The sequence below is a fragment of the Paraburkholderia sp. DD10 genome (assembly GCF_049177125.1).
GTDB classification, from domain to species: Bacteria; Pseudomonadota; Gammaproteobacteria; order Burkholderiales; family Burkholderiaceae; genus Paraburkholderia; species Paraburkholderia terricola.
The window spans coordinates 1,440,452-1,461,964 of the sequence record NZ_CP185393.1 but is presented as its reverse complement, the minus strand read 5'-3'; the positions used below and the strand labels follow the sequence as shown (position 1 = coordinate 1,461,964).

The 21,513-nt window shown below is 64.8% G+C and carries 22 protein-coding genes; 14 read left to right on the top strand and 8 right to left on the bottom strand.

Features of this window, described 5'->3' with window-relative positions; genetic code table 11:
- Positions 1-68 precede the first annotated feature (68 nt).
- The 7 genes from ACOCG7_RS21960 (at position 69) to ACOCG7_RS21930 (ending at position 6,713) form a co-directional block, all read left to right on the top strand.
- Positions 69-1,640: an ABC transporter substrate-binding protein gene (locus ACOCG7_RS21960; protein ID WP_083083792.1), complete on the top strand. Its 1,572-nt coding sequence runs from the start codon at positions 69-71 to the stop codon at positions 1,638-1,640.
- A 98-nt stretch (positions 1,641-1,738) separates the two neighbouring features.
- Positions 1,739-3,016, top strand: a complete 1,278-nt coding sequence (locus ACOCG7_RS21955; protein ID WP_083083791.1) for an NAD(P)/FAD-dependent oxidoreductase — start codon at positions 1,739-1,741, stop codon at positions 3,014-3,016.
- A gap of 99 nt (positions 3,017-3,115) precedes the next feature.
- A complete protein-coding gene (locus ACOCG7_RS21950; protein WP_083083790.1) occupies positions 3,116-4,336 on the top strand; it encodes an NRAMP family divalent metal transporter in 1,221 nt (406 codons plus the stop codon).
- Entirely contained in the window at positions 4,333-4,701 is a 369-nt protein-coding gene (locus tag ACOCG7_RS21945; RefSeq protein ID WP_244744965.1) for a hypothetical protein, read from the top strand. The genes ACOCG7_RS21950 and ACOCG7_RS21945 overlap by 4 nt, the downstream gene beginning before the upstream one ends.
- A complete protein-coding gene (locus tag ACOCG7_RS21940; protein WP_244744966.1) occupies positions 4,698-5,009 on the top strand; it encodes a hypothetical protein in 312 nt (103 codons plus the stop codon). The genes ACOCG7_RS21945 and ACOCG7_RS21940 overlap by 4 nt, the downstream gene beginning before the upstream one ends.
- Positions 5,010-5,317: 308 nt before the next feature.
- Positions 5,318-5,920: a DUF1326 domain-containing protein gene (locus ACOCG7_RS21935; RefSeq protein WP_073428063.1), complete on the top strand. Its 603-nt coding sequence runs from the start codon at positions 5,318-5,320 to the stop codon at positions 5,918-5,920.
- Positions 5,913-6,713, top strand: a complete 801-nt coding sequence (locus ACOCG7_RS21930) for a DUF2182 domain-containing protein (protein WP_244744967.1) — start codon at positions 5,913-5,915, stop codon at positions 6,711-6,713. The genes ACOCG7_RS21935 and ACOCG7_RS21930 overlap by 8 nt, the downstream gene beginning before the upstream one ends.
- Positions 6,714-6,767: 54 nt before the next feature.
- Here the strand turns inward: ACOCG7_RS21930 and ACOCG7_RS21925 are convergent, their stop codons facing one another.
- The 7 genes from ACOCG7_RS21925 to sapR form a co-directional block, all read right to left on the bottom strand.
- Positions 6,768-7,550 (bottom strand): ABC transporter ATP-binding protein, encoded by a 783-nt coding sequence (locus tag ACOCG7_RS21925; RefSeq protein ID WP_244744968.1) that lies wholly within the window; start codon positions 7,548-7,550, stop codon positions 6,768-6,770.
- On the bottom strand, positions 7,547-8,425 hold the full coding sequence (locus tag ACOCG7_RS21920; protein ID WP_244744969.1) for an ABC transporter ATP-binding protein: 879 nt from the start codon (positions 8,423-8,425) through the stop codon (positions 7,547-7,549). The genes ACOCG7_RS21925 and ACOCG7_RS21920 overlap by 4 nt, the downstream gene beginning before the upstream one ends.
- 2 nt (positions 8,426-8,427) lie before the next feature.
- Complete coding sequence (gene nikC, locus ACOCG7_RS21915; protein WP_244744971.1) at positions 8,428-9,342, bottom strand: nickel transporter permease; 915 nt, start codon at positions 9,340-9,342, stop codon at positions 8,428-8,430.
- Between the two features lie 58 nt (positions 9,343-9,400).
- Positions 9,401-10,480 carry an ABC transporter permease gene (locus ACOCG7_RS21910; RefSeq protein WP_244744973.1) on the bottom strand — a complete coding sequence of 360 codons (1,080 nt, stop codon included), beginning with the start codon at positions 10,478-10,480 and terminating at the stop codon, positions 9,401-9,403.
- A gap of 62 nt (positions 10,481-10,542) precedes the next feature.
- Positions 10,543-12,147, bottom strand: a complete 1,605-nt coding sequence (locus tag ACOCG7_RS21905; RefSeq protein WP_083083788.1) for an ABC transporter substrate-binding protein — start codon at positions 12,145-12,147, stop codon at positions 10,543-10,545.
- A gap of 61 nt (positions 12,148-12,208) precedes the next feature.
- Positions 12,209-12,772, bottom strand: coding sequence for a D-alanyl-D-alanine dipeptidase (gene ddpX, locus ACOCG7_RS21900; RefSeq protein WP_244744974.1), 564 nt, complete (start codon positions 12,770-12,772; stop codon positions 12,209-12,211).
- Positions 12,773-12,789: 17 nt separating this feature from the next.
- The gene (gene sapR, locus ACOCG7_RS21895) at positions 12,790-13,749 is read right to left on the bottom strand and encodes a sap1 transcriptional regulator SapR (RefSeq protein WP_244744975.1); all 960 of its coding nucleotides are present in this window, start codon (positions 13,747-13,749) and stop codon (positions 12,790-12,792) included.
- A 518-nt stretch (positions 13,750-14,267) separates the two neighbouring features.
- Here sapR and ACOCG7_RS21890 point away from each other — a divergent pair.
- Positions 14,268-14,870, top strand: a complete 603-nt coding sequence (locus ACOCG7_RS21890) for a 2'-5' RNA ligase family protein (RefSeq protein WP_244744976.1) — start codon at positions 14,268-14,270, stop codon at positions 14,868-14,870.
- 233 nt (positions 14,871-15,103) lie between these two features.
- Here the strand turns inward: ACOCG7_RS21890 and ACOCG7_RS21885 are convergent, their stop codons facing one another.
- Complete coding sequence (locus ACOCG7_RS21885; protein WP_244744977.1) at positions 15,104-15,352, bottom strand: hypothetical protein; 249 nt, start codon at positions 15,350-15,352, stop codon at positions 15,104-15,106.
- Positions 15,353-15,559: 207 nt separating this feature from the next.
- On the opposite strand from ACOCG7_RS21885, the gene ACOCG7_RS21880 reads away from it, so the two are divergent.
- The 6 genes from ACOCG7_RS21880 to ACOCG7_RS21855 all read left to right on the top strand — a co-directional run bounded on the left by ACOCG7_RS21880 (position 15,560) and on the right by ACOCG7_RS21855 (position 21,343).
- Positions 15,560-15,961, top strand: coding sequence for a DUF1992 domain-containing protein (locus ACOCG7_RS21880; RefSeq protein ID WP_083083787.1), 402 nt, complete (start codon positions 15,560-15,562; stop codon positions 15,959-15,961).
- Positions 15,962-16,146: 185 nt separating this feature from the next.
- On the top strand, positions 16,147-16,698 hold the full coding sequence (tadA, locus tag ACOCG7_RS21875) for a tRNA adenosine(34) deaminase TadA (protein WP_244744997.1): 552 nt from the start codon (positions 16,147-16,149) through the stop codon (positions 16,696-16,698).
- Positions 16,699-16,734: 36 nt separating this feature from the next.
- A complete protein-coding gene (gene ldcA / locus ACOCG7_RS21870) occupies positions 16,735-17,661 on the top strand; it encodes a muramoyltetrapeptide carboxypeptidase (RefSeq protein ID WP_154873803.1) in 927 nt (308 codons plus the stop codon).
- Positions 17,662-17,903: 242 nt separating this feature from the next.
- On the top strand, positions 17,904-18,644 hold the full coding sequence (locus ACOCG7_RS21865; protein ID WP_073428075.1) for a GntR family transcriptional regulator: 741 nt from the start codon (positions 17,904-17,906) through the stop codon (positions 18,642-18,644).
- A gap of 314 nt (positions 18,645-18,958) precedes the next feature.
- A complete protein-coding gene (locus tag ACOCG7_RS21860; RefSeq protein WP_073428076.1) occupies positions 18,959-20,449 on the top strand; it encodes an NCS1 family nucleobase:cation symporter-1 in 1,491 nt (496 codons plus the stop codon).
- 27 nt (positions 20,450-20,476) lie between these two features.
- Entirely contained in the window at positions 20,477-21,343 is an 867-nt protein-coding gene (locus ACOCG7_RS21855; RefSeq protein WP_244744978.1) for an aspartate/glutamate racemase family protein, read from the top strand.
- The last annotated feature ends 170 nt before the right edge of the window (positions 21,344-21,513 follow it).

The following is a 21,513-nucleotide window of genomic DNA, read 5'->3' as shown; positions in this document are numbered from 1 at the left end:
ACGATGCTGCTGACGAGACTTCACAAGAGAACGTTGCCTGATTCATTTACATCCGCGGAGCCCTGAACATGAACGACGAAACGAATAGCCGCGGCATCAGCCGCCGCGACATGATGCGCATGTTGGCTGGAACCGGCATGATGGCCGCCGGCGGCGGACTCCTCACGGCCGCGCCCGGCGCGCTCGCCGCCGAGGTTCCGAAGAAGGGCGGCAGCATTCGCGTCGCCTATGACGCGGGTTCCGTATCGGATACGCTCGATCCGGCAGCGGGCTCGACCGGCGGCGACTACATCCGCTTCTTCATGTTTTACAGCGGCCTCACGCAGCTTGACGAAAGCCTGACGCCGCGCATGAATCTCGCTGAATCGGTCTCCAGCACCGATGCGAAAACGTGGATCATCAAGCTGCGCCAGGGCGTGACCTTTCACGACGGCAAGCCGCTCGCGCCGGCCGACGTGGTCTATTCGCTGACGCGTCACAAGGACCCGCAAACGGCCTCGCGCGTGAAGACACTCGCCGATCAGTTCACGAGCGTGACGGCTAGTGGACCGAACGAAGTAACGTTGACGCTACAGGTGCCGAACGCCGACTTGCCGGTGATTCTCGCGACCCCGCAACTGGTGATCGTCAAGGACGGCACGAGCAACTTCAACCAGGCGATCGGCACCGGTCCCTACAAGCTGAAGAGCTTCAAGCCGGGCGCGGGCACGATCGGCGTGCGCAACGACAACTACTGGAAGCCGGGGCAGCCGTATCTGGATCAGATCGAGCTGATCAGCATCAGCGACAACGCGGCGCGTGTGAGCGCGCTGCTCGCCGGCGACGTTCATCTGATCAACTCGGTCGACCCGCGCTCGACACGCCGTATCGCCGCGACGCCGGGATACGAAATGAAGGAGACGCGGTCGGGGCTTTACACCGACCTCATCATGCGCCGCGACAACACGTTCACCGGCAACCCTGATTTCGTGAAGGGCATGAAGTACCTGTTCGATCGCGAGCAGATCCGCTCGGCGGTCTTTCTCGGCTATGCGGTGATCGGCAACGACCAGCCGATTCCGCCGGGTCATCGGTACTTCAATGCTTCGTTGCCGCAACGCAAGTTCGACCTCGACAAGGCGAAGTTCTACATGCAGAAGGCCGGCGCGGTCGGAACCACGTTGCCGCCGATCTACGCGACCACGGACGCGAACGGCTCCGTCGAAATGGCGCAACTGATCCAGCAAACGGCCGCGAAGATCGGCGTGAACCTGAGCGTGAACCGCGTTCCCGCGGACGGCTACTGGTCGAATCACTGGATGAAGCACCCGCTCGGCTTCGGCAGCATCAATCCGCGGCCGAGCGCGGACGTGCTGTTCACGCAGTTCTTCAAATCCGACGCGCCGTGGAACGAGTCGGCGTGGAAGGACCCGAAATTCGATCAACTGCTCGTGAGCGCGCGCGCCGAGACCGACGACGCGAAGCGCAAGCAGATGTACGGCGAAATGCAGGCGCTCGTGACGGACGAGGGCGGTATCGGCATTCCGTCGTTCATCAGTCTGCTCGATGCGAACGACAAGCGCCTCAAGGGGCTTGGCTCGATTCCGACCGGCGCGATGATGGGCTTTTCGTTCGCCGAATATGCGTGGTGGTCGGCTTGAAGTAGGCCGTTCAGGTTGCTGTTCGTTCCGGTGACCGGCTCGCTGCGAAGGCCTCGCTGGCGAGGCGGTCCGCGTCGTGGCATTCAATCGAAAATTCAATGAAGCTAGATTCGTACTGGCTGGATACGGCTCCCGAATTCAAGGACGGCGCCGACGGTCCCGTGGAAGGGCGCAGTGATGTGGTCGTGATCGGAGGCGGCTTGACGGGCCTGTCGGCCGCGCTCGAACTTGCCACGCGCGGCGTGTCGGTCACCGTGCTCGAGGCGGGGGGGATCGCGGGCCAGGCATCGGGGCGAAACGGCGGGCAGTGCAACACCGGCGTGGCGCAGGACTTTGCTTCGCTCGCGGGGAGCGTCGGGCTCGAACAGGCTCGCGCGTTTTATCGCGCGTACGAAAGCGCGGTGGGAACGGTGGAATCGATCGTGACGCAGCATCGGATCGATTGCGATTTCGTGCGTTGCGGCAAGCTCAAACTCGCGGCGAAGCCGAAGCACTTCGAGAAGCTCGCGCGGAGCTATGAAGTGTTGCATCGTGAAGTCGACCAAGATATCGAACTAATTGAGCCGGCACGCGTGCGCAGCGAAATCGGTTCAGAAAGTTTCCATGGCGGACTGCTGCAACGCAATGGCGCGCAGATGCACATGGGCAAGTTCGGCGTGGGGCTCGCCCAGGCCGCGGCGCGTCATGGGGCCCGCATCTTCCAGCATGCCGCCGTGACGCAAATGAAGCGCATCGACGGCGGCCGCTTCGAGGTCACGTCCGCGCGCGGCGTGATTCTGGCCGACAAGGTGCTGGTGGCGACAGGACCGTCGCGGCAAGGGCCGCTGCAATGGTTCCAGCAACGGATGGCGCCCGTCGGCAGTTTCATCGTGGTGACAGAGCCGCTTTCCACGGGGCAACTGGACGCGCTCTTTCCTCGGCGGCGCAACTATGTGACCTCGCTGAACATCGGCAACTACTTTCGTGTGACGCCGGATAACCGGCTGCTGTGGGGCGGGCGGGCCCGATTCGCGATGTCGGACCCGCGCTCGGATGCGAAGAGCGGCCGCGTGCTGCAGGCCAACCTGGCGAAGTACTTTCCGGAACTGGCCGCAACGCGGGTCGACTATTGCTGGGGCGGTCTCGTCGACATGACCGTCGACCGGCTGCCGCGCGCCGGACAGCACGACGGGCTCTACTACTCGATGGGCTACAGCGGGCACGGCGTGCAGATGTCCACGCATATGGGGCGGGTGATGGCGGACGTGATGTCCGGTTCGCCCGCTGCGAACCCGTGGCGCGCGCTGCCCTGGCCGCCGGTGCCGGCCCATGCCGCACGCCGCTGGATGCTGCCGCTCGTCGGTGCGTACTACCGGATCCAGGACTTGCTGCATTGACGTGAAATGCGCGGGAAGATACCACCTTGCATCGACGCTCGCGACGAGCAGGAACGAACGATGCTAAGGCACGGGTGTCTTCAGACGGAGCCGGACGGGATGAAAAAAATATTCGAAATCTGCCTCGGCGTCGTCACCAGCGTGGGCGGCTTTCTGGAGATGGGATCGCTGTCGACCGCGGCGCAGGGCGGGGCCGCGTTCCGCTTGCAACTGGTCTGGCCGATTGTCGTCGGCACGCTGTGCATCATCTTTCTGACCGAGATGGCGGGCCGCTTTGCTGCGGTGAGCCAGCATACGATCGCCGCGGGCATTCGCGACCGCTTCGGCATCAAGTTCTTCCTGTTGCCGTTCGTCGCGGTGCTGATCGTGAACACGCTGGTGCTATCGGCGGAAATCGGCGGCGTCAGTGTTGCGCTCGAGATGGCCACCGGGCTGAAGCACCCGTGGTGGGCGCTGCCCGTCGCGCTGCTGGCGTGGTTCACGCTGTGGCGAGGCACCTTCGGGCTGATCGAAAAAGGCGTGTCGCTGCTCGGCCTCGTCACGTTGAGCTTCGTCGCCGCGGCGGTCACGCTCAAACCGGACTGGCATCAGGTGGCGGCAGGCGTGCTGCCCAGCGTGCCGCATCATGATCCGGCGAACTACTGGTTCATCGTCGTCAGCATCCTCGGCGCGTCGATCACGCCGTCGCTGTTCCTGTTCTATTCGTCCGGCGCGGTCGAAGATCACTGGGACGCAGGCTATCTCGGCGCGAACCGCGCAATCGCCACGTTGGGCATGGCATTCGGCGGCTGTATTTCGGTGGCCGTGCTGGTTGCCGCGGCGTATGTGTTTCCCGCCCACGGCATCACGCACGTCGACGACTACCACCAACTGCCGCTGCTGCTGGTCGCGGTCTTCGGCTTCTGGGGCTTCGTGCTGTTCGTCGCGTCGCTCGCGTTCGCGTGCTTCGGCGCCATCTTGCAGATCGCGCTGGAGCAGGCGTATTTAGTTGCCCAGGGCTTCGGCTGGAACTGGGGCGAAAACCGCAAGCCCCGCGACGATCCAGGGTTCTGCCTCGTCTACACGTGCGCGCTCGCGATCAGTGCGATCCCGATCGCCGCGGGTGTCGACCCGCTCAAACTGACCGTGTTCTCGATGGCGCTCACAGCGGTAAGCCTGCCGCTCACCGTCGTGCCGTTTCTGGTGCTGATGAACGACGAGCGCTACGTGGGACGCCACGGCAACGGCGTGATTTCCAATACGGTGGTCGTCGCGATCATCGTGCTGGCCTTCGTGCTGGCGATCGTCGCGCTGCCGTTACAGGTATTGGGAGGCGCATGATGGACATCGTGCGGGACGTGCTCGACAAGCAGGTGGTGGACCGCCACTCCGTCAGGATGGGCCGGGTCGACGGCATCGTCGCGGAACTGCGCCCCGGCCGGCCGCCGGAAGTGATTGCGATCGAGATCGGCTCGATGGCGATCGCGCGGCGCGTCGGAGAGCGCACCGCGCGCTGGGTCGCGCGGCTCGCCGCGAGGATCGGCGGCGCACGCCGTGCCGAGCCGTACCGGATTGCGTGGAGCCGTATCCGCCTCATGGATGTCGACATCGAGGTCGACATCGACATGAACGACACGCCCATCGACGATTGGCAGCGCTGGCTGCGCGAGCACGTCATCGAGCGCCTTCCCAGGTGGCTGCAATGACGCAGGTCAACGTCGATCTTCTGCTCGGCCGGCGCGTGCTGTCGCGAGACGGCAGGCGGCTCGGACATGTCGAAGCGATTCACGTCATACGTGACGCGGACGCATGGGTGATCAGCGAATTTCACATGGGTTCGGATGCGCTGCTCGAGCGCCTCGCCGTGGGGCTGCTGCCGCGGCTGCTGCGTGAAGCGATGCGGCACAGGCGCCGCTCGCGCAGTCATCGGATCGCGTGGCACCAGATCGACATCGCGGACCCGCGGCATCCGCGGCTGTTGTGTGACGAAACCGAGTTGGACCGCTTTTCGTGAAGCGAGACGGCGTGTGCCGGCTCTGTCGTGAGGCGGCGGGCGTCGGCCCGGACGCCGAACAGCAGCGTGAGCGGTCCGAGCGATCCGAACGCATGACTGCGCCCGGTTGTTGCTTCGTCACCCATCGCGAAAGAACGAGCTACCCATCGCGAAAGCGAACGCCCCCCGGCCATTTTGACCTAGACTTGAATGGATTCGCTCGCCGGGTTCGGCGTCCGCAATCGCCACTGACGGGCGCAAACGCGCCATGCCCGAATTCCGTAAACGCGAACGCCCTGTACCCGTATCCAACGACGGAGGTTGACGCCATGGCCGAGAGCTGGAAGGTTGCCGGTACGTATTTCGAGAGCTGCAACTGCTACGCCCCGTGCAGTTGCGTTTGTCTCGGCCCGCCGTCGGATGGAGACTGCGCGGCGCTGATCGGTTGGCACGTCGATCAAGGCGAGTTCGCCGGCGTGACACTGGACGGACTCAACATCGCGCTCTTTGCGTATGCGCCGGGTCACATGCTGCAAAACAAGTGGCGAGTGGCGCTTTATCTCGACGAACGCGGGACGCCGAAGCAGCAAGAGGCGTTGGGTCAGATCTTCTCCGGTCAAGCGGGCGGGCCGCTTTCCGCGCTGGGCCCGATGATCGGCGAAGTCATGGGCGTCAAACCGGTCGCGATCGACTACCAACTGGACGGAAAACGTCGCAGCCTTCGCATACCCGATATCGCGGACATGGAAATCGAAGCGCTGTCCGGGCAGGACGGAGGCGACGTCACCATCAGCAATCACCCGCTGACCCCAGTCCCCGGATTTGCGGCGGTGATCGGGAAATCGACGCGCTTTCGCTTCACCGACCACGGTTTTTCCAGAGAGATCTCCGACCGGAACGGCTTCTATTCTCCGTTCGCCTACCATGGCTGAGCGAGGTTTCGACAGTGGCTTCGCGACGCGACGGCTCCCGGTGCGCGACCGCGTGATCGTGCTGTCGGGACTCGCGGCCGCCGCGACGCTCGCGTGGATTTACCTGCTCAACATGAGCTGGGGCATGGAGCACATGGACGCGGGCGCCGTCATGCTCATCATGCCGCGCATGACGGACTGGGGCGTCATCGATCTGCTGCTGGTGCTGGCGATGTGGGCCATCATGATGGCGGCCATGATGCTTCCGTCGATCGTGCCGATGGTTTTGAGTTTCGCGTTCCTGAGCCGTCAGCGGCGTGCGCAACGACTGCCGTATGCGCACACGAGCGTATTTGTTCTCGGCTACCTGGCCGTGTGGTCCGGCTTCAGCCTGTTGGCGACGCTCGCGCAGTGGGGCCTGCTGGAGGCCCGTCTCGTTACGCCGATGATGGTGAGCGCAACCCCGCTGCTTGCGGGCGCGTTGCTGATCGTTGCCGGTGTATTCCAACTCACACCCTTAAAGCACGCGTGCCTTAGCAAGTGTGCTTCGCCGCTCGGTTTTCTTCTGAACGAATGGCGCGACGGCAGCGTCGGCGCCTGGATCATGGGGTTCCGTCATGGGGCGTATTGCGTCGGCTGTTGCGGCGCACTGATGGCGTTGCTCTTCGTGTTCGGCGTCATGAACGTGCTCTGGGTTGCCGCTTTGTCGATCTACGTGATGCTCGAAAAAATGCTGCCGCAAGCGCGATGGCTTCCTGTTGCGGAGGGCTTGCTGCTGGTTGGCTGGGGCGTCGCGGTTGCAACGACGGGGTGAGGTCGCGACACTAGGCCGGATGAACGGTCTGCTCATGCCCCCCAAACCGCGAACCTACAACGCCGCATCCACGCCGATGACTTCAACCGCCTGGCGACGATATCCATCAGTGGCGAGCAACAAGCTGCGCGTGTAGTCGTGCTCGACCTGCTGCGCGCGAATCTGCTCGATCGCGCGCTCCTCGACGATCTCGCCGTTGCGCATCACCGCGACGCGTTGACAGAGAAAGCCGACCACCGCGAGGTTGTGGCTGACCAGCACCATGGTCGGCCTGCGTTCACGATGCAAGCGCCGCAGCAGATTGAGGATTTCCGCCTGCACGGAAACGTCGAGCGCGGAGGTCGGTTCGTCGAGCAGCAGCACGCGCGGTTCGACGATCAGCGCACGCGCGGTTGCCACGCGCTGACGCTGGCCGCCCGAAAGCTGATGCGGATAACGAAAGCGGAACGCGGGCCCGAGTCCGACTTCGAGCAAGGCTTGCACGATCCGTTCTTCCTGACGGTCGATGCCGTTGATCGCCAGCGGCTCGCGCAGCGTCTGATCAACGGTGAAGCGCGGGTGCAGCGACGCGTACGGGTCCTGAAACACCATTTGCACGTCGCGCCGGAACGAGCGGTCGATCTTCTCGCCCAAGACATGCCGGCCGACCCGCATGCCGCCGCCGGCCAGCGGCGTGAGTCCCGACAGCGCCCGCAAGACGGTCGACTTGCCGGAGCCGGATTCACCGACAAGGCCGAATACCTCGCCCTCGCCGACCTGAAAGCTGGCGTCCTTCACGGCGTCGAAATAACCGGTTTTCGTCTTGAAGCGGATTTGCGCCTGCTGAACGTCGATCATGCCGGCGCTCCGGTGGATTGCGTGAGCCATGCCGGATCGCGCACGAGCACGGGCAATTCGTCCGGCGGGTCGATAAGGGGCGGGTTGGCGGCCAGCAGGCCGCGCGTATACGGATGTTGCGCCTGCGCCAGATCGCGCGCCGCGCAGGTTTCGACCACGCGTCCCGCATACATCACCACGACGCGGTCGCAGAACGACATCACCAGCGGCAAGTCGTGGCTGATCAGGATCAGGCCGGTGTCGTGCTTCGCGATCATTTCATCGAGAATGCCGAGCACCTGCACGGAGACCAGCACGTCGAGCGCACTCGTGGGTTCGTCGGCGACGAGCAATCGCGGTCCCGAGGAAACCATCATCGCGATCATCACGCGTTGGCCCATGCCGCCGGACAGTTCGTGCGGGTACGCATCCGCGACCCGTTCGGGGTTGCGGATATGCACGGCGGCGAGCGCGGCGACGATCTTCTCGCGCATCGCCTTGCGGCCCAGTTTGGGATCGTGCAGCGCGAACGCCTCGCGCATCTGCTGCGCCACGGTCATGACCGGATTGAGCGAATATTTCGGGTCCTGCAGGATCATGCCCATCTGCTGGCCGCACAGGCGGCGACGTTTGCGCGGCGGCATGGCGAGCAGATCCCGGCCGTCGAAGCGCAGCGTTTTCGCCGTGCAATGCGCGGCGGCCGGCAGCAAGCCGAGCAACGCGCGCCCGGTCAGCGATTTGCCCGAACCCGATTCGCCGACGATACCGAGCCGTTCGCCTTTATTGACGGTGAGCGAAAGGCCGCGCACGGCTTCGGTCAGGCTGCCGTCGTGGCCGCGAAAACCCACGCGCAGATCGTCGATTTCGCACAGAGCCCGCTTGGAATCGGCGTTCATTTTCATCCTCCGTGGCGCGGGTCGAACACGTCGCGCAAGCCGTCGCCGAGCAGATTGAACGACAGGCTCACGAGCAGAATGGCGAAGCCGGGAATCGTCGCGACCCACCAGGCGTCGAGCAGCACGTTGCGCCCCGACGCCACCATGAAGCCCCATTCCGGGCTGGGCGGCTGCGCGCCCAGGCCGAGAAAGCCGAGGCCGGCGACCGTCAGGATGATGCCGGCCATGTCGAGCGTCGCGCGCACGATCACCGACGACGAGCACAGCGGCACCACGTAGCGCAGCAGCAGGCGCGGGCGCGAGGCGCCCTGCAAACGCGCGACGTGCATGAAATCCGCCTGCACGATGCGCAGCGTTTCGGCGCGCGCGAGCCGCGCATAGGCGGGCCACGCGGTAATCGAAATCGCGATCACCGCATTGATGACGCCGGGGCCGAGCGCGGCGGCGAAGGCGAGCGCCAGCACGATCTTCGGAAAGGCGAGGGCGATGTCGGTGACGCGCATCAGCACGTTATCGATCCAGCCGCCGAAGAAGCCCGCCGTGGTGCCCACCGCCAGGCCGACCGGCACGACGATCACGACCACGAGAATGGCGATCGACAGCGTGAGACGCGAGCCGTCGATCAGGCGCGAAAGAATATCGCGGCCGAGTTGATCGGTGCCGAGCCAATGCGATGCGGAACCCGGCGGCAGCAGACGGTCGGCCAGCACCTGTTGCAGCGGATCGTGCGGCGCGAGCAGCGGTCCCAGCGCCGCGACGACGATCAGCAGCGTCAGGATCGCGAGGCCGAACACCGACAGCGGATTGCTGGCGAAACGCCGCCAGCGCCGGTACGCGAGCCCGAGCGCGGCCTGTTTGCGCGAGCCTGGCGTGTCGCTCAGCAGCCAGGCTTTCCAGCGTCGGGGCGGGGCGTTCATCGGCCAGTCCTGCGTTGAATCGTCGGTGGAAGGAAGCACGGCGTGACTCTCCTGAATCTCAGCGGGCACGCGGATCGAACACGCGATAGAGCGCGTCGGTCAGCAGGTTGAGGGCGATGAAGGTGATGCCGATCACGAGCGTGCTGCCGAGCACGGCGTTCATGTCGGCGTTGAGCAAGGCGCCCGTCAGATAGGAACCGATGCCCGGCCACGCGAATACGATTTCGGTGAGCACCGAGCCTTCGAGCAGATAGCTGTAGGCGAGCGCGATCACGGTGAGGAGCGGCACGGCGATATTGCCGAACGCATGACGCCAGATCACGCGGCGCTCCGGCAAACCTTTCGCGCGCGCCGTCGTGATGTATTCCTGGCTTAGCTGATCGAGCATGAACGAGCGCGTCATGCGGCTCAGGTAGGCGACCGAGTAATAACCGAGAATCGCGGCGGGCAGCGCGATATGCGACACGGCGTTGAAGAACACGTCCCATTCGCCGGCGATCAGCGCGTCGAGCAGCAGGCTGCCGGTGTGCGTGTCGACCATGCCGTCGAAAACCGGGTCGATGCGGCCGGGCCCGGACACCCAATGCAGCTTCGCGTAAAACAGCAACAGGCCCATCAGACCGAGCCAGAACACCGGCACCGAACTGCCGATCAGGCCGACGAAACGCGCGACGTGATCGATCCAGCGGTTATGGCGAACCGCGGCGATCACGCCGAGCGGCACGCCGACCAGCACGCCGAGCAGCGTCGAGAGCGTGGCGAGTTCGAGGGTGGCGGGAAAGACGCGCTTGATGTCGTCGATCACCGGATTCGCCGTCAGCAGCGACATGCCGAGATTGCCGTGCAGCACGTCGCGCACGTAGATCATGAATTGCACGGCGAGCGGCTTGTCGAGGCCGAGCTCGACGCGCATCGCGGCATACGCTTGCGCGGAGGCGCGGTCGCCCAGCACCGCCAGCACCGGATCGATCGGCACCTTGCGGCCGATCACGAAGGTCACCGCGAGCAGGCCGGCAAACGTGATCAGCAGCGTGAGCGCCCAGCGCAGCAGGCGCAAGGTCCAGCGCACGCTGCCGCGATCGGCGGCGAGCGCGCGCACGCGGTCGAATGCGCCAACGGGTGTAATCGGAGTGGACATGATTTTTCCTTGCCCGAAGCGCGGCGGCGAATGCCGCGAAGCCGCGCTTCAGGCTGTCACGCTTACTGCTTCTTCAGATCGCGATACGACACGAGGTCGTTGATCGGGCCGACTTCGAGACCGCTCACGCCCGGACGGTACGCCACCTGCGCGACCTTCTCGAACATGATGACAAAGGGCGATTGCGCCAGCACTTCCTTCTGCATCGCCTGGTACAGTTGCGGGCGTTTCGCGCTCGACGGTTCGGCCAGTGCGGCGTTGGTCTCTTTCGTCAGTTGCGGAATGTCCCAGGCGTTGCGCCACGCGAGCATCTTGTAGCTGGAGCCGTCGCCATTGTCGGGATTCCACGTGAAGCCCTGGGCGTTGCTGTGCGGGTCGATATAGTCCGCGGACCATTCGCCGATGTAGATATCGTGCTGACGGGCGCGATATTTCGCGAGGGTCTGCTTGTTGTCGCCCGGAATGATCTCGACCTTGATGTTGCCCTGCGCGAGATTCGCCTGCACGGCCTGCGCGATCTCGTTGTAGGGATAGTCGTTACGCACGTCCATCTTCACGGTGAAGCCGTTGGCGAGCCCGGCTTTCGCGAGCAGGGCCCGCGCCTTCGCGACGTTCTGCTGGTACGGGTTCGCAGTCAGCGCGCCGAGGAAGCCTTCCGGCAAGAAGGTTTCGTGCACCTTGTAAGTGGATCTGACCACGTGATTCTGGATGCCGTTGTAGTCGATCAGCCATTTCATGGCTTCCTGTACCTCGGGCTTCGCGAGGCTCGGGTTCTTCACGTTCAGGCCGAGGTACATCAGCGTCGCTTGCGGCACCGCCGTCACGCGCGCCTTGCCGCTTTTGGCGAGCGTCGCGAGGTCGTCGGGGCTCAGGTCGCGCGCCACGTCGACGTCGCCGTTTTCGAGCAGCAGACGCTGGCTCGCCGCTTCGGACACATGGCGCAACACGATGCGTTTCATCGCGAGCGGCACCCGGTAGCCGTCGAAGCGTTGCAGCACGATGCTGTCGTTCGCGGTCCATTTGACCAGCTTGTACGCGCCGGAACCCGCCTCGTTGGTGCGCAGCCAGTCGTTGCCGAAGTCGTTGCCTTTCTGATGCGACATCAGGAGCTTCTGGTCGAGCACCGAGGCGGGCCAGGAGCCCAGCACGTTGAGCACGAAAGTTGGCGCGTATTTCTGATCGGTCGTCACGCTGACGGTGCTGTCGTCCACCTTTTTCACGCGTTGCAGCACGTTGTCCTTCGCGAGGCCGATGCCTTGCAGCACCGCCGCCGGTCCCTTGTCGAGCAGCACCGCGCGCTGGATCGACCACGCGACGTCGTCGGCGGTGAGCGGATTGCCCGAGTGGAACTTGAGGCCCGGGCGAATCTTGAAGGTGACGGTGAGGCCGTCGGGGCTGACCGTCCACGATTGCGCGACGTCGCCGTTGAACTTCGACGGGTCGCGCAAATCGACTCGCACCAGCCGGTCATAGGTATTCGCCACGTATTCTTCCGGCACGAGTTCGTAGATTTCGCCCGGATCGAGCGTGGTGAATTCGTCGAGCAGCGTCGCCATGACGAACATGTCCTTCGGCGTCGCCGCCTGGGCGGCACCGCCCGCCACCGACAGCGCCAAAGCCGACGCGACGGCGGCCACCGCCAGCGCATTGCGCAAAACCAGTTTCATACTCGCTCCGTGAGGAATGGTTAAACGGCAAGAAAGATGCGGACCTGCAAATACGATGTGACTACATCAGGCGCAATGGGCCGCTTTCGCTGTTGTCGATCAGCGGCAAGGCCAGCGAGCCCGGCAACTCGTAGTGCCACCATTCGCTCTTGATGTGCATGAAGCCCGCGGCATGCATCACGCCGAGCAACAGCATGCGATTGCGCTGGATGGGCTCCGGCAAGCCGGCGTGGAAGTGCTCGGATTCGACGGTCATCGCGTCGAAGCCGGTGCCCATGTCGAGCGCCTCGCCGTTCGCATCGACCAGCGTCAGATCGAGCGCCGTGCCGCGGCTATGGTTCGAGCCGCGGCCGAGGTCGGCGATATAGGTCGGGTCCGGCAGGAAGTCCCACAGCACCTGTTGCGCTTGCGGCGGACGGTAGGCGTCGAAAATGCGCAGCGTCGTCCCGACGTGGCGCGCGAGTTGCACCGCGCGGCGCAGCGCGGCTTCGGCCGGTTCCAGCAGCAGGCAGTGCGCGGCTCGGTAGATCGGCTTGCCGGTGAGATTGCGGTGCGTCGCGTACACGAGGTCGATGTCGACCCCATGCGTCGCGGGCGTGATCTCGATGAGTCGGTGGTCGGTCATGAGCGGTGAATGAAGGTTCAAAGATCGAACTGGTTGAGTTCGCCTTGCAGTTCGCGATTGCGCGCGACGCGTTCGTCCAGCGTCGGCCCGAGCCGCTCGACGATGGCGGTGATGAGCAGATTGAACAGGCACGTGAGCGGCGCGAGCGAGTCCCAGAACTGGCCCACGTCGGTTTTCACCTGCAGCAGATCGGCGGCGAAATCCCTGGCCCACGGACAATAGATGTCGGTGACGAGCGCGAAGGGCAGGCCGCGGCGCGTGGCGGCCTCGCAATAGCGGCGCGCGATCATCGAGTAGGCGCGCGTGTCGGTGACGATCAGATACGGCGACGCGAATTCCGAGTTCAGCGAATCGACGTACGAGCCGGACATGCCGTCGGAATAGAAGACCCGCGGGCGAATATATTCGAGGTAGCTGTAAAACGCGTTGCTGATGCCGCGGGTCGATTGAATGCCGAGAATGTAGACGGCATCCGCGCTGGAAATGCGCTCGGCGACGCGCGCGAAGGTCGGCGATTGCGCGAGCTGGTAGACGTGCTGGATCGCGCCGATCTCGAGGTCGAGCGAGTGGGCGAGGGCGGGGCGGGGTGTGGGGCTGGCAGTCGGGCTGGCGGTCGGGCTGGCCGTGGGGCTGGCCGTGAAGGCGCTGCCGGTTTGCGGCGCCTGCCGCGCGTGCGCGGCTTCGCCGTGTTCACCCGATGCGCGGCGAAACGCGTCGAGCCGGTCGGTGATCATCCACGGACGGTCCCGGTGCGTGCCGCGCAGTTCGCGTTTCAAATCGTCGAGATTGCGGTAGCCGACGCTGCGCAGGAAGCGGCCCACTGAAATGCCGCTCGTGCCGGCTTGCTGCGCGATCTGATCGGCGGTCTCGAGGCCGAGCCGGTCGAGATTCGCGAGCAGATAGCTGGCGATGCGCTTTGCGGTCGGCGTGAGTTCGGCGAAGCGTGCTTCGACGGTTTGCGCGAAAGTGGGCGGCATAGGGCGCTTGCTTCTTGTTAGTTGGCTGTCATTTTTTGGAGTGACGACATGCATCTAACAAAGCCAATAAACCGAGCGCCAGTCTGGAAAAATAATCGGAGTGCGGGGATCGATAGGTTTTGGCGACGGAATGCGCGGCGTAGTCGTGCTCGCCGCCTTCGCGGTATGAGTGGCTTAACGGGAACGGTGCCTCGCTTGGTCCGCGTCGGGGCGGACCGTCGACGCGCACTGCGCGCGCGTCGGGGCGGGATAGATCGTCATTGTCGGCTCGGGGCGATTCGAGGCCGCATGCCGCCGCATGCCCAGGCCTGCTTTGTCGACCGACCGCGGTTCATGTTCATCCTCGCGAACCGCCGACACGACAGCTTTCCACTGTCCCATTGCCGCTACTACTGTCTGTATGTACAGTGTTGGTCGAACCTCGCGCAATCGGCTCAGCCGAATCAACCACGCGCGGCCATGCTCGCGCACTCAATGGAGATCCATCCTCATGCCCGCTTCATCCAGTCAGGAGCACCATGCCTGAACAACTCTGGCTGCCCGGGCTCGAGGCACCGCCTCCGCCGACGGACGGGCTTTTCTTCGCCGTCTTTCCCGACACGCGCACGGCGGGCGGCATTTCCGAACTCGCGCGGCAGCTCTGCGGACAGACGCGCGCGAGAAGCAAACCGCTCGGGGCTGGCCGCTTGCACGTCACCTTGCAGCACTTGGGGAATTTCGCGGGTGGTTTGCCGCCAGCACTCGTCGACGCGGCGATGCGGGCAGCCGCGTCGATCAGCATGGAGCCGTTCACGGTCGAATTCGACGCGGTAACGAGCTTTGCGTCGAAGCCGCGGCCGGGACCGTTGGTGCTGGTAGGAAGCGAGGGCGTCGTCGGGCTTCATGCGCTTCACGACTCGCTCGCGGAGGCATTGCAAAACGTCGGTTTCGGCGGCCGCGCGCATTCACCGGCCGCGCCTTATACGCCGCATGTCACGCTGGCTTACGGCATGCCCTGGGGCGCGGCGCGCCCGATCGAGCCGGTCTGCTGGAACGTGCGCGAGTTCGCGTTGATACACAGTTTGCTTGGACGCACGCGGCATATCGCGCTGGCGCGCTGGTCGTTGAAAGGCGCGGAGTAACGGCGCGCGGCGACTTCGCGCCCACTTCACTCCCACTTCGCGGCGCGCCGGCCTGTCCGTCTGACGAGGTTGGCCGGCGGCGCATCCGCCTAGAATCGGACCCGGCTAGAACCGCATCCGGCTAGAACCGCATCCGGCTAGAATCGGACCCGGCTAGAACCGGACCCGCCTAGAACCGGACCCGCCTAGAACCGGACCCGCCTAGAACCGCACCCGCCTAGAACCGCACCCGCCTAGAACCGCACGCCGGTTGCACAACCGCCGGCAAAGCCGCCGCCGCTTCCGCCCGCGCCGCCGCAGAACACGCCACAGCCGGACAGCGCGACCGACATCGTCGCCGCTGCGAGCATCACGCGCAGGCATGACCGGAAAGCCGGCTTGCCGAGGCGGCCAGTGAATGCGGCGGGGCGCGGGCTTTCAGCGGAAGCGCTAAGGGTATTGCTGGCGGGTAGCTCGAACGTTCCAGATTGCATGGCGTACATGACTCTTATCAGGGGTAAGCGGTAGTGAGAACCGCGCCGGTTGACGCAAGAAAAGCGGCGCGGCGGCGAACCCCGCAGCCTAGTTCACGCGTGCCGCCACTCATCTACGCGAAGTCCGAAAGTCCAGCGGATTTCTCCGGTCGAACAGGCGAAACCGCCGGTGCGCTCCCTGATAGAATGCGTGGGCCGCAACGTAGTGGATTGCCGATGAAATTGCTTGATGCGTTAGTCGAACAGCGTATTGCCGCCGCAGCCGCGCGCGGCGAGTTCGACGATTTGCCGGGCGCGGGCGCGCCGCTGCCTCTCGAAGACGATGCATTGGTGCCAGAGGAAGTGCGCGTCGCCAACCGGATCTTGAAGAACGCGGGCTTCGTGCCACCGGCTGTCGAACAGCTGCGCGCGTTGCGCGATCTGCAAGCGGAACTGAACGCCGTGAGCGACCGGGTCACCCGTTGCCGTCTCCAGGCGCGCATGCTGGCGCTCGACATGGCGCTCGAATCGCTGCGCGGCGGCCCGCTGGTTCTGCCGCGCGAATATTGCCGCCGCATTGCCGAACGACTGTCGCAGCGCGCCGGCGAGCCCGATACCGCTGACGCGGGTTCGCAGTGAACGAGCCGTTTGTCCGCTCGGCCGCGCCGGGTTCCGCTTCCGCCGAATCCGACGGCGCGCCGAATTCGTCGGCTCCCCAGGCTGAGTCCGCGTTCGTCGGACCGGGCGAACCCGCGAATCCCGCCAACCCCAATCCCGAGCCGGCCGCCGCAGCCGTCACGTCGAACCCGGTCGCCGCGCTCGACGTGACACCCGCACCAGTCTCAGAGCGCGACCGCCGCTTCATGGCGCTCGCCCAAGCCGCCGCCGAAGAAGCGCGCGCAGCCGGTGAGGTGCCGGTCGGCGCGGTGCTCGTGCGAGGCGACGAAGTCATCGGCAAAGGCTTCAACCATCCGATCAGCGGGCACGACCCGTCGGCGCATGCCGAAATGGCCGCGCTGCGCGCAGCCGCGCAAACCGTCGAAAACTACCGCCTGCCGGGCTGCGAACTTTACGTCACGCTCGAACCGTGTCTGATGTGCGCCGGCGCGATCATGCACGCGCGCATCGCGCGCGTCGTATTCGGGGCGCGCGATCCGAAAACGGGAGCGTGCGGCAGCGTCGTCGATGCATTCGCGAATCCGCAACTGAACCATCACACCACGGTGATCGGCGGCGTGCTCGAGGACGAATGCGGCGCGGCGCTCAAATCATTCTTTGCCGAGCGGCGCCGCGCGAGCCGGGCAGCCCGCGCCGCGGCACGTCGCGAAGGCGGCGCCGAAGCCAGCGGCGGCTCCGATCCGGCCGAGCCGCTCTAAACCGCTCTAAACATCAACGTCCAACAGGTCTTGCCAATGACCGTTCATCGCACCATCGAATTGATCGCCCCGTCCGGTTATCCGAACGATCCTGAAGTGGTGCATCGCGCGTTGCAGCGCTTCCATGCGCAGGGGCATCGCGTTCTAGGCGTGGAGGCGACACAGCGCTGCTACCAGCGCTTTGCCGGCACCGACGGCGAACGCGCGGCCGAGCTGAACCGCCTCGCCGATCCCGCGCGCAAACTGCCCGACATCGTGCTTGCCGTGCGTGGCGGCTACGGCGCGGTGCGCATCCTGCACGGCCTCGACTACGACGGCTTGCAACGGCGGCTGAGCGGCCGACCGGTCGCGCTGGTCGGGCATAGCGACTTCACCGCGATCCAGCTCGCGTTGCTGGCGCGCGCCGGCGTGAAGACTTTCGCCGGGCCGATGCTGATGAGCGATTTCGGCGCCGAAGATCCCAGCGAATTCACCATGCGGCACTTCTGGTCGGCGTTGACCAGGCCGACCATGACGGTGACGAGCAACGCGCCGCAAGCGCAGGCGGTCGACGTGTCGGGCACGCTGTGGGGCGGCAATCTCGCCGTGCTCGCCTCGCTGATCGGCACGCCCTATATGCCGCCCGTGCAGGGCGGCATCCTGTTTCTCGAGGACATCAACGAGCAGCCGTTCCGCGTCGAGCGGATGATTTATCAGCTGCATTTGTCCGGCATCCTCGCGCGGCAGCAGGCGCTCGTGCTGGGCGACTTCTCCGGCGGCAAATCCTACGAGTACGACAACGGCTACGATCTGCACGCCATGATCGAGCAGGTGAGGTCGGTGACCGGGGTGCCGGTCGTGACCGGCCTGCAATTCGGGCATGTTCCCAACATGCTGACGCTGCCGGTCGGCGCGGACGCGCATCTCGTCGCAAACGCGCACGGATTCAAGCTGACGCTGTCGGGTTATCCGCACCTCGCGTGACAGTCGGCGGAGCCGGGCGGCGCGTGTTTGCGAAAGCCCGCGACATTGTTGACAAAACCGGCCGTCAATAGACGGCCATTCCCTCGCTCAATTAAACGCCTACTCAAGCAGCGCGGGCCAAGCGTGGCGCGCCGCCGGCCTATCAGCTCGTCCCGACCTTCCGGATTGTCCCTATTCAAGATAAAAATTGTTGACAATCTTTATGTCCATCCTATGATGACCAACATACCGAGACGCACATCATGTCCGACACAGATTCCGCTGCCGCGAGTCATTCGAAGCCCGAAGTCATCGCCGAACGCATTCGCGCCGCGATCCTCGAGCATCGGCTCGCGCCCGGCGCCAAGCTGACCGAAGCCCAGTTATGCGAAGTCTTCGGCGTGAAGCGCGGTCCGATCCGGCAAGCGCTCGCGCAACTGGCCGCCGATCGTCTCGTCGATCTCGAACCGAACCGCGGTGCGTTCGTCGCGAGTCCGTCGTTGCAGGAAGTGCATGAGGTGTTCGAAATGCGCCGCATCATCGAACTGGCCGTGGTGGAAAAGATTTGCAGCGGCCACGGCGTGCGGCGCTTGAAGAACATCGGCGGCATGATCGGCCGCGAACGCAAGGCGTTCGAAACGCGTGATTTTCCGGCGTGGATTCGTCTGTCGGGCGAATTTCACACCGAGTTGGCCGGGCTCACCGGCAATACCGTGCTGTGCGACTGCCTGAACGGACTGGTGGCGCGCTCCACGCTGATTTCCGCGCTGTACGAGTCGCTCGGACGCAGCCCATGCTCGTTCGAGGACCACGCAGCGATTCTCGCCGCGCTCGACGCCGGCGATGCCAAGGAGGCGGCGGCGCTGATGGCGCACCATCTGCAAAGCGTCGAGTTGAAGATGCTGGAGCGCCCCGCGCGCGGCGCGGCGGATCTGCATGAAGTGTTCGGCGCGCTCGACGGCGCGTCCAGGAACGAAGCCAAAGTGAAGTCGGAGCGAGACTGAGGCGAGCGGCCGGCGTGCGCGCTTTGCTGGTGCGCGCCGCACTGAATTGAACTGAACCACACCAGTGTTGCAAGGCGGCTCGATGCGCGTGCTGCCGGCTTGCGCACGCGTGCGCCGCGCGTGGGTAGCGGCTTTCGAGCAACGAAGCATCGCCGGGAATCCGCGGTCCGAGCGCTGCGATAAGCACAAGTACATCAAGTACGGAGACCCCCGCGGCACGGCTGCCTGGATAGCGCCCGAGCAGGGTGCGACTGGCATGGCCGATGCAATGTCCTTCGATTCGCTATCGATGGTCCCTATCTCAAGGAGGAGTCATGGCTCAGTTCAGCGCAGCGCCCGGAAGTCCCGCAATTCCCCCAATCCCCGCTTACGAAGACGCCGGCGCGCCCGACGATTCGTCGATGCCGGCCGGCTACAGCGAGCGGCTGTATAACGAAGACCTCGCGCCGTTGCGTCATCAAACCTGGGGCGCGTACAACATCTTCGCGTTCTGGATGTCGGACGTGCACAGCGTCGGCGGTTATGTGTTCGCGGGCAGTCTGTTCGCGCTCGGCCTGACGAGCTGGCAGGTGCTGATCGCATTGCTGATCGGCATCACGATCGTCAACGTGCTGTGCAACCTGATCGCCAGGCCGAGCCAGGCGAACGGCGTGCCTTATCCGGTGGCGTGCCGCGCGACCTTCGGCGTGCTCGGCGCGAATATTCCGGCGGTGATTCGCGGCCTGATCGCGGTAGCGTGGTACGGCATTCAGACCTATCTGGCTTCGAGCGCGCTGGTGATCGTGGTGCTCAAGTTCGTGCCGCAATTGCTGCCTTACGCCGACGTTCATCATCATGGCTTCATGGGTCTTTCGACGCTCGGCTGGGCCGGCTTCATGCTGCTGTGGGTCTTGCAGGCGCTGGTGTTCTGGCATGGCATGGAGACCATCAAGAAGTTCATCGACTTCGCCGGTCCCGCCGTCTACGTGGTGATGTTCATTCTCGCGGGCTACATGGTGTATCGCGCGGGTTGGCGCAACATCGGCATCAATCTCGGCGGCGTCAAATATCACGGCCTGCAAGTGGTGCCGGTGATGATCACGGCGACCTCGCTGGTGGTCTCGTACTTCTCCGGACCGATGCTCAATTTCGGCGACTTTTCCCGCTACGGCAAGAGCTTTCGCAGCGTGCAGCGCGGCAACTTCTGGGGACTGCCGGTCAACTTTCTCGCCTTCTCGCTGGTGACGGTGATCACGACCGCGGCCACGCTGCCGGTGTTCGGCGAACTGATCACGGACCCCGTCGAAACGGTGGGCCGCATCGACTATCCGACCGCGGTGATTCTCGGCGCCTTGACGTTCACGATTGCAACCATCGGCATCAACATCGTCGCCAATTTCGTCTCGCCGGCTTTCGACTTCTCGAATGTCGCGCCGCGTCTGATTAGCTGGCGCGCGGGCGGCATGCTCGCGGCGGTGGCGTCGATCTTCATCACGCCGTGGAATCTCTTCAACAACCCGGCCGTGATTCATTACACGCTCGACGTGCTCGGCAGCTTCATCGGCCCGTTATACGGCGTCTTGATCGTCGACTACTATCTCGTGAAGCGTCAGAAGATCGTGCTCGACGATCTGTACACCGTGGCGCCCACGGGCTCGTACTGGTATCGCAACGGCGTCAACTACCGGGCGGTGGCCGCGTTGCTGCCCGCCGCGCTCATCGCCGTGATCTGCGTGATGGTGCCGGCGCTCGACGGCATGGCGAATTTTTCGTGGTTCATCGGCGCGGGGTTGGGCGCGCTGTTCTATCGCTTGCTCGCACGCTGAGTGCGTGCAGACGCAACAGGAGTCGCTATGCGCATCAAACTGATCAACCCGAACACGACCCAACGCATGACGGATGCAATGGGCCGCTGCGCGCGTGACGTCGCGGCGCCCGGCACCGAAGTGATCGCCGTGAATCCGACGATGGGGCCGCCGTCGATCGAAGGCTATTACGACGAAGCGCTCGCCACGCCCGGCTTGCTCGCCGAGGTCATGGCCGGCGAGCGCGAGGGCTGCGACGGTTACGTGATCGCGTGCTTCGGCGACCCCGGCTTGTACGCGGCGCGCGAGTTGGCGCGCGGTCCGGTGATCGGCATCGCCGAGGCGGCGATGCACGCGGCAAGCGTGCTGGCGCCGGGTTTTTCCGTCGTGACCACCCTTGCGCGCACCTGCGGCATGGCGTGGCATCTCGCCGAACGCTACGGCATGAAGCGTTTTTGCCGCAACGTGCGCGCGACCGACGTGGCCGTGCTCGATCTCGACAAGCCCGGCTCGGCGGCGCGCCGCATCATCCTCGACGAATGCCGGCGCGCGCTTGCCGAAGACGGGTCCGACGCGATCGTGCTCGGTTGCGCGGGCATGGCCGAACTGTGCGCGGAAATCGAGGATGCGTTGGGCGCGCCGGTGATCGAGGGCGTGACGGCCGCGGTCAAATGGACCGAAGCGCTGATCGCGCTGCGTCTGTCGACGGCCAAGCGCGGCGACTATGCGCGGCCGCTGGCCAAGCGCTACGACGGCGCGCTGGCGTCGTTCAGCCCCAGCGGGGACGACGTGAACGCGCAACCGGCGGGTGGTCCTGCCGGAGTCTCTCTGGTCGATGCGCAAGACAGTGCGGAGACCGCCGGTTTGCTGCGGGTAAACACGGGCGAACCGGGCGAGCACATACATTCAGTCTGACACGCACTATCTGCCGGGCTGTATGGGCGCGTCGGAGCGTTTTCGCTACACTGGTTCCACTCGTCGCGGGTGCGCGAAATACTTTTGCCGCTGTTTTCCAGCGGTATTTGCGCGCCGCGCCAGCGTCAGCCGCCTGCTCGCCGCACGCTAGCTCACGCGATAATCCAGCG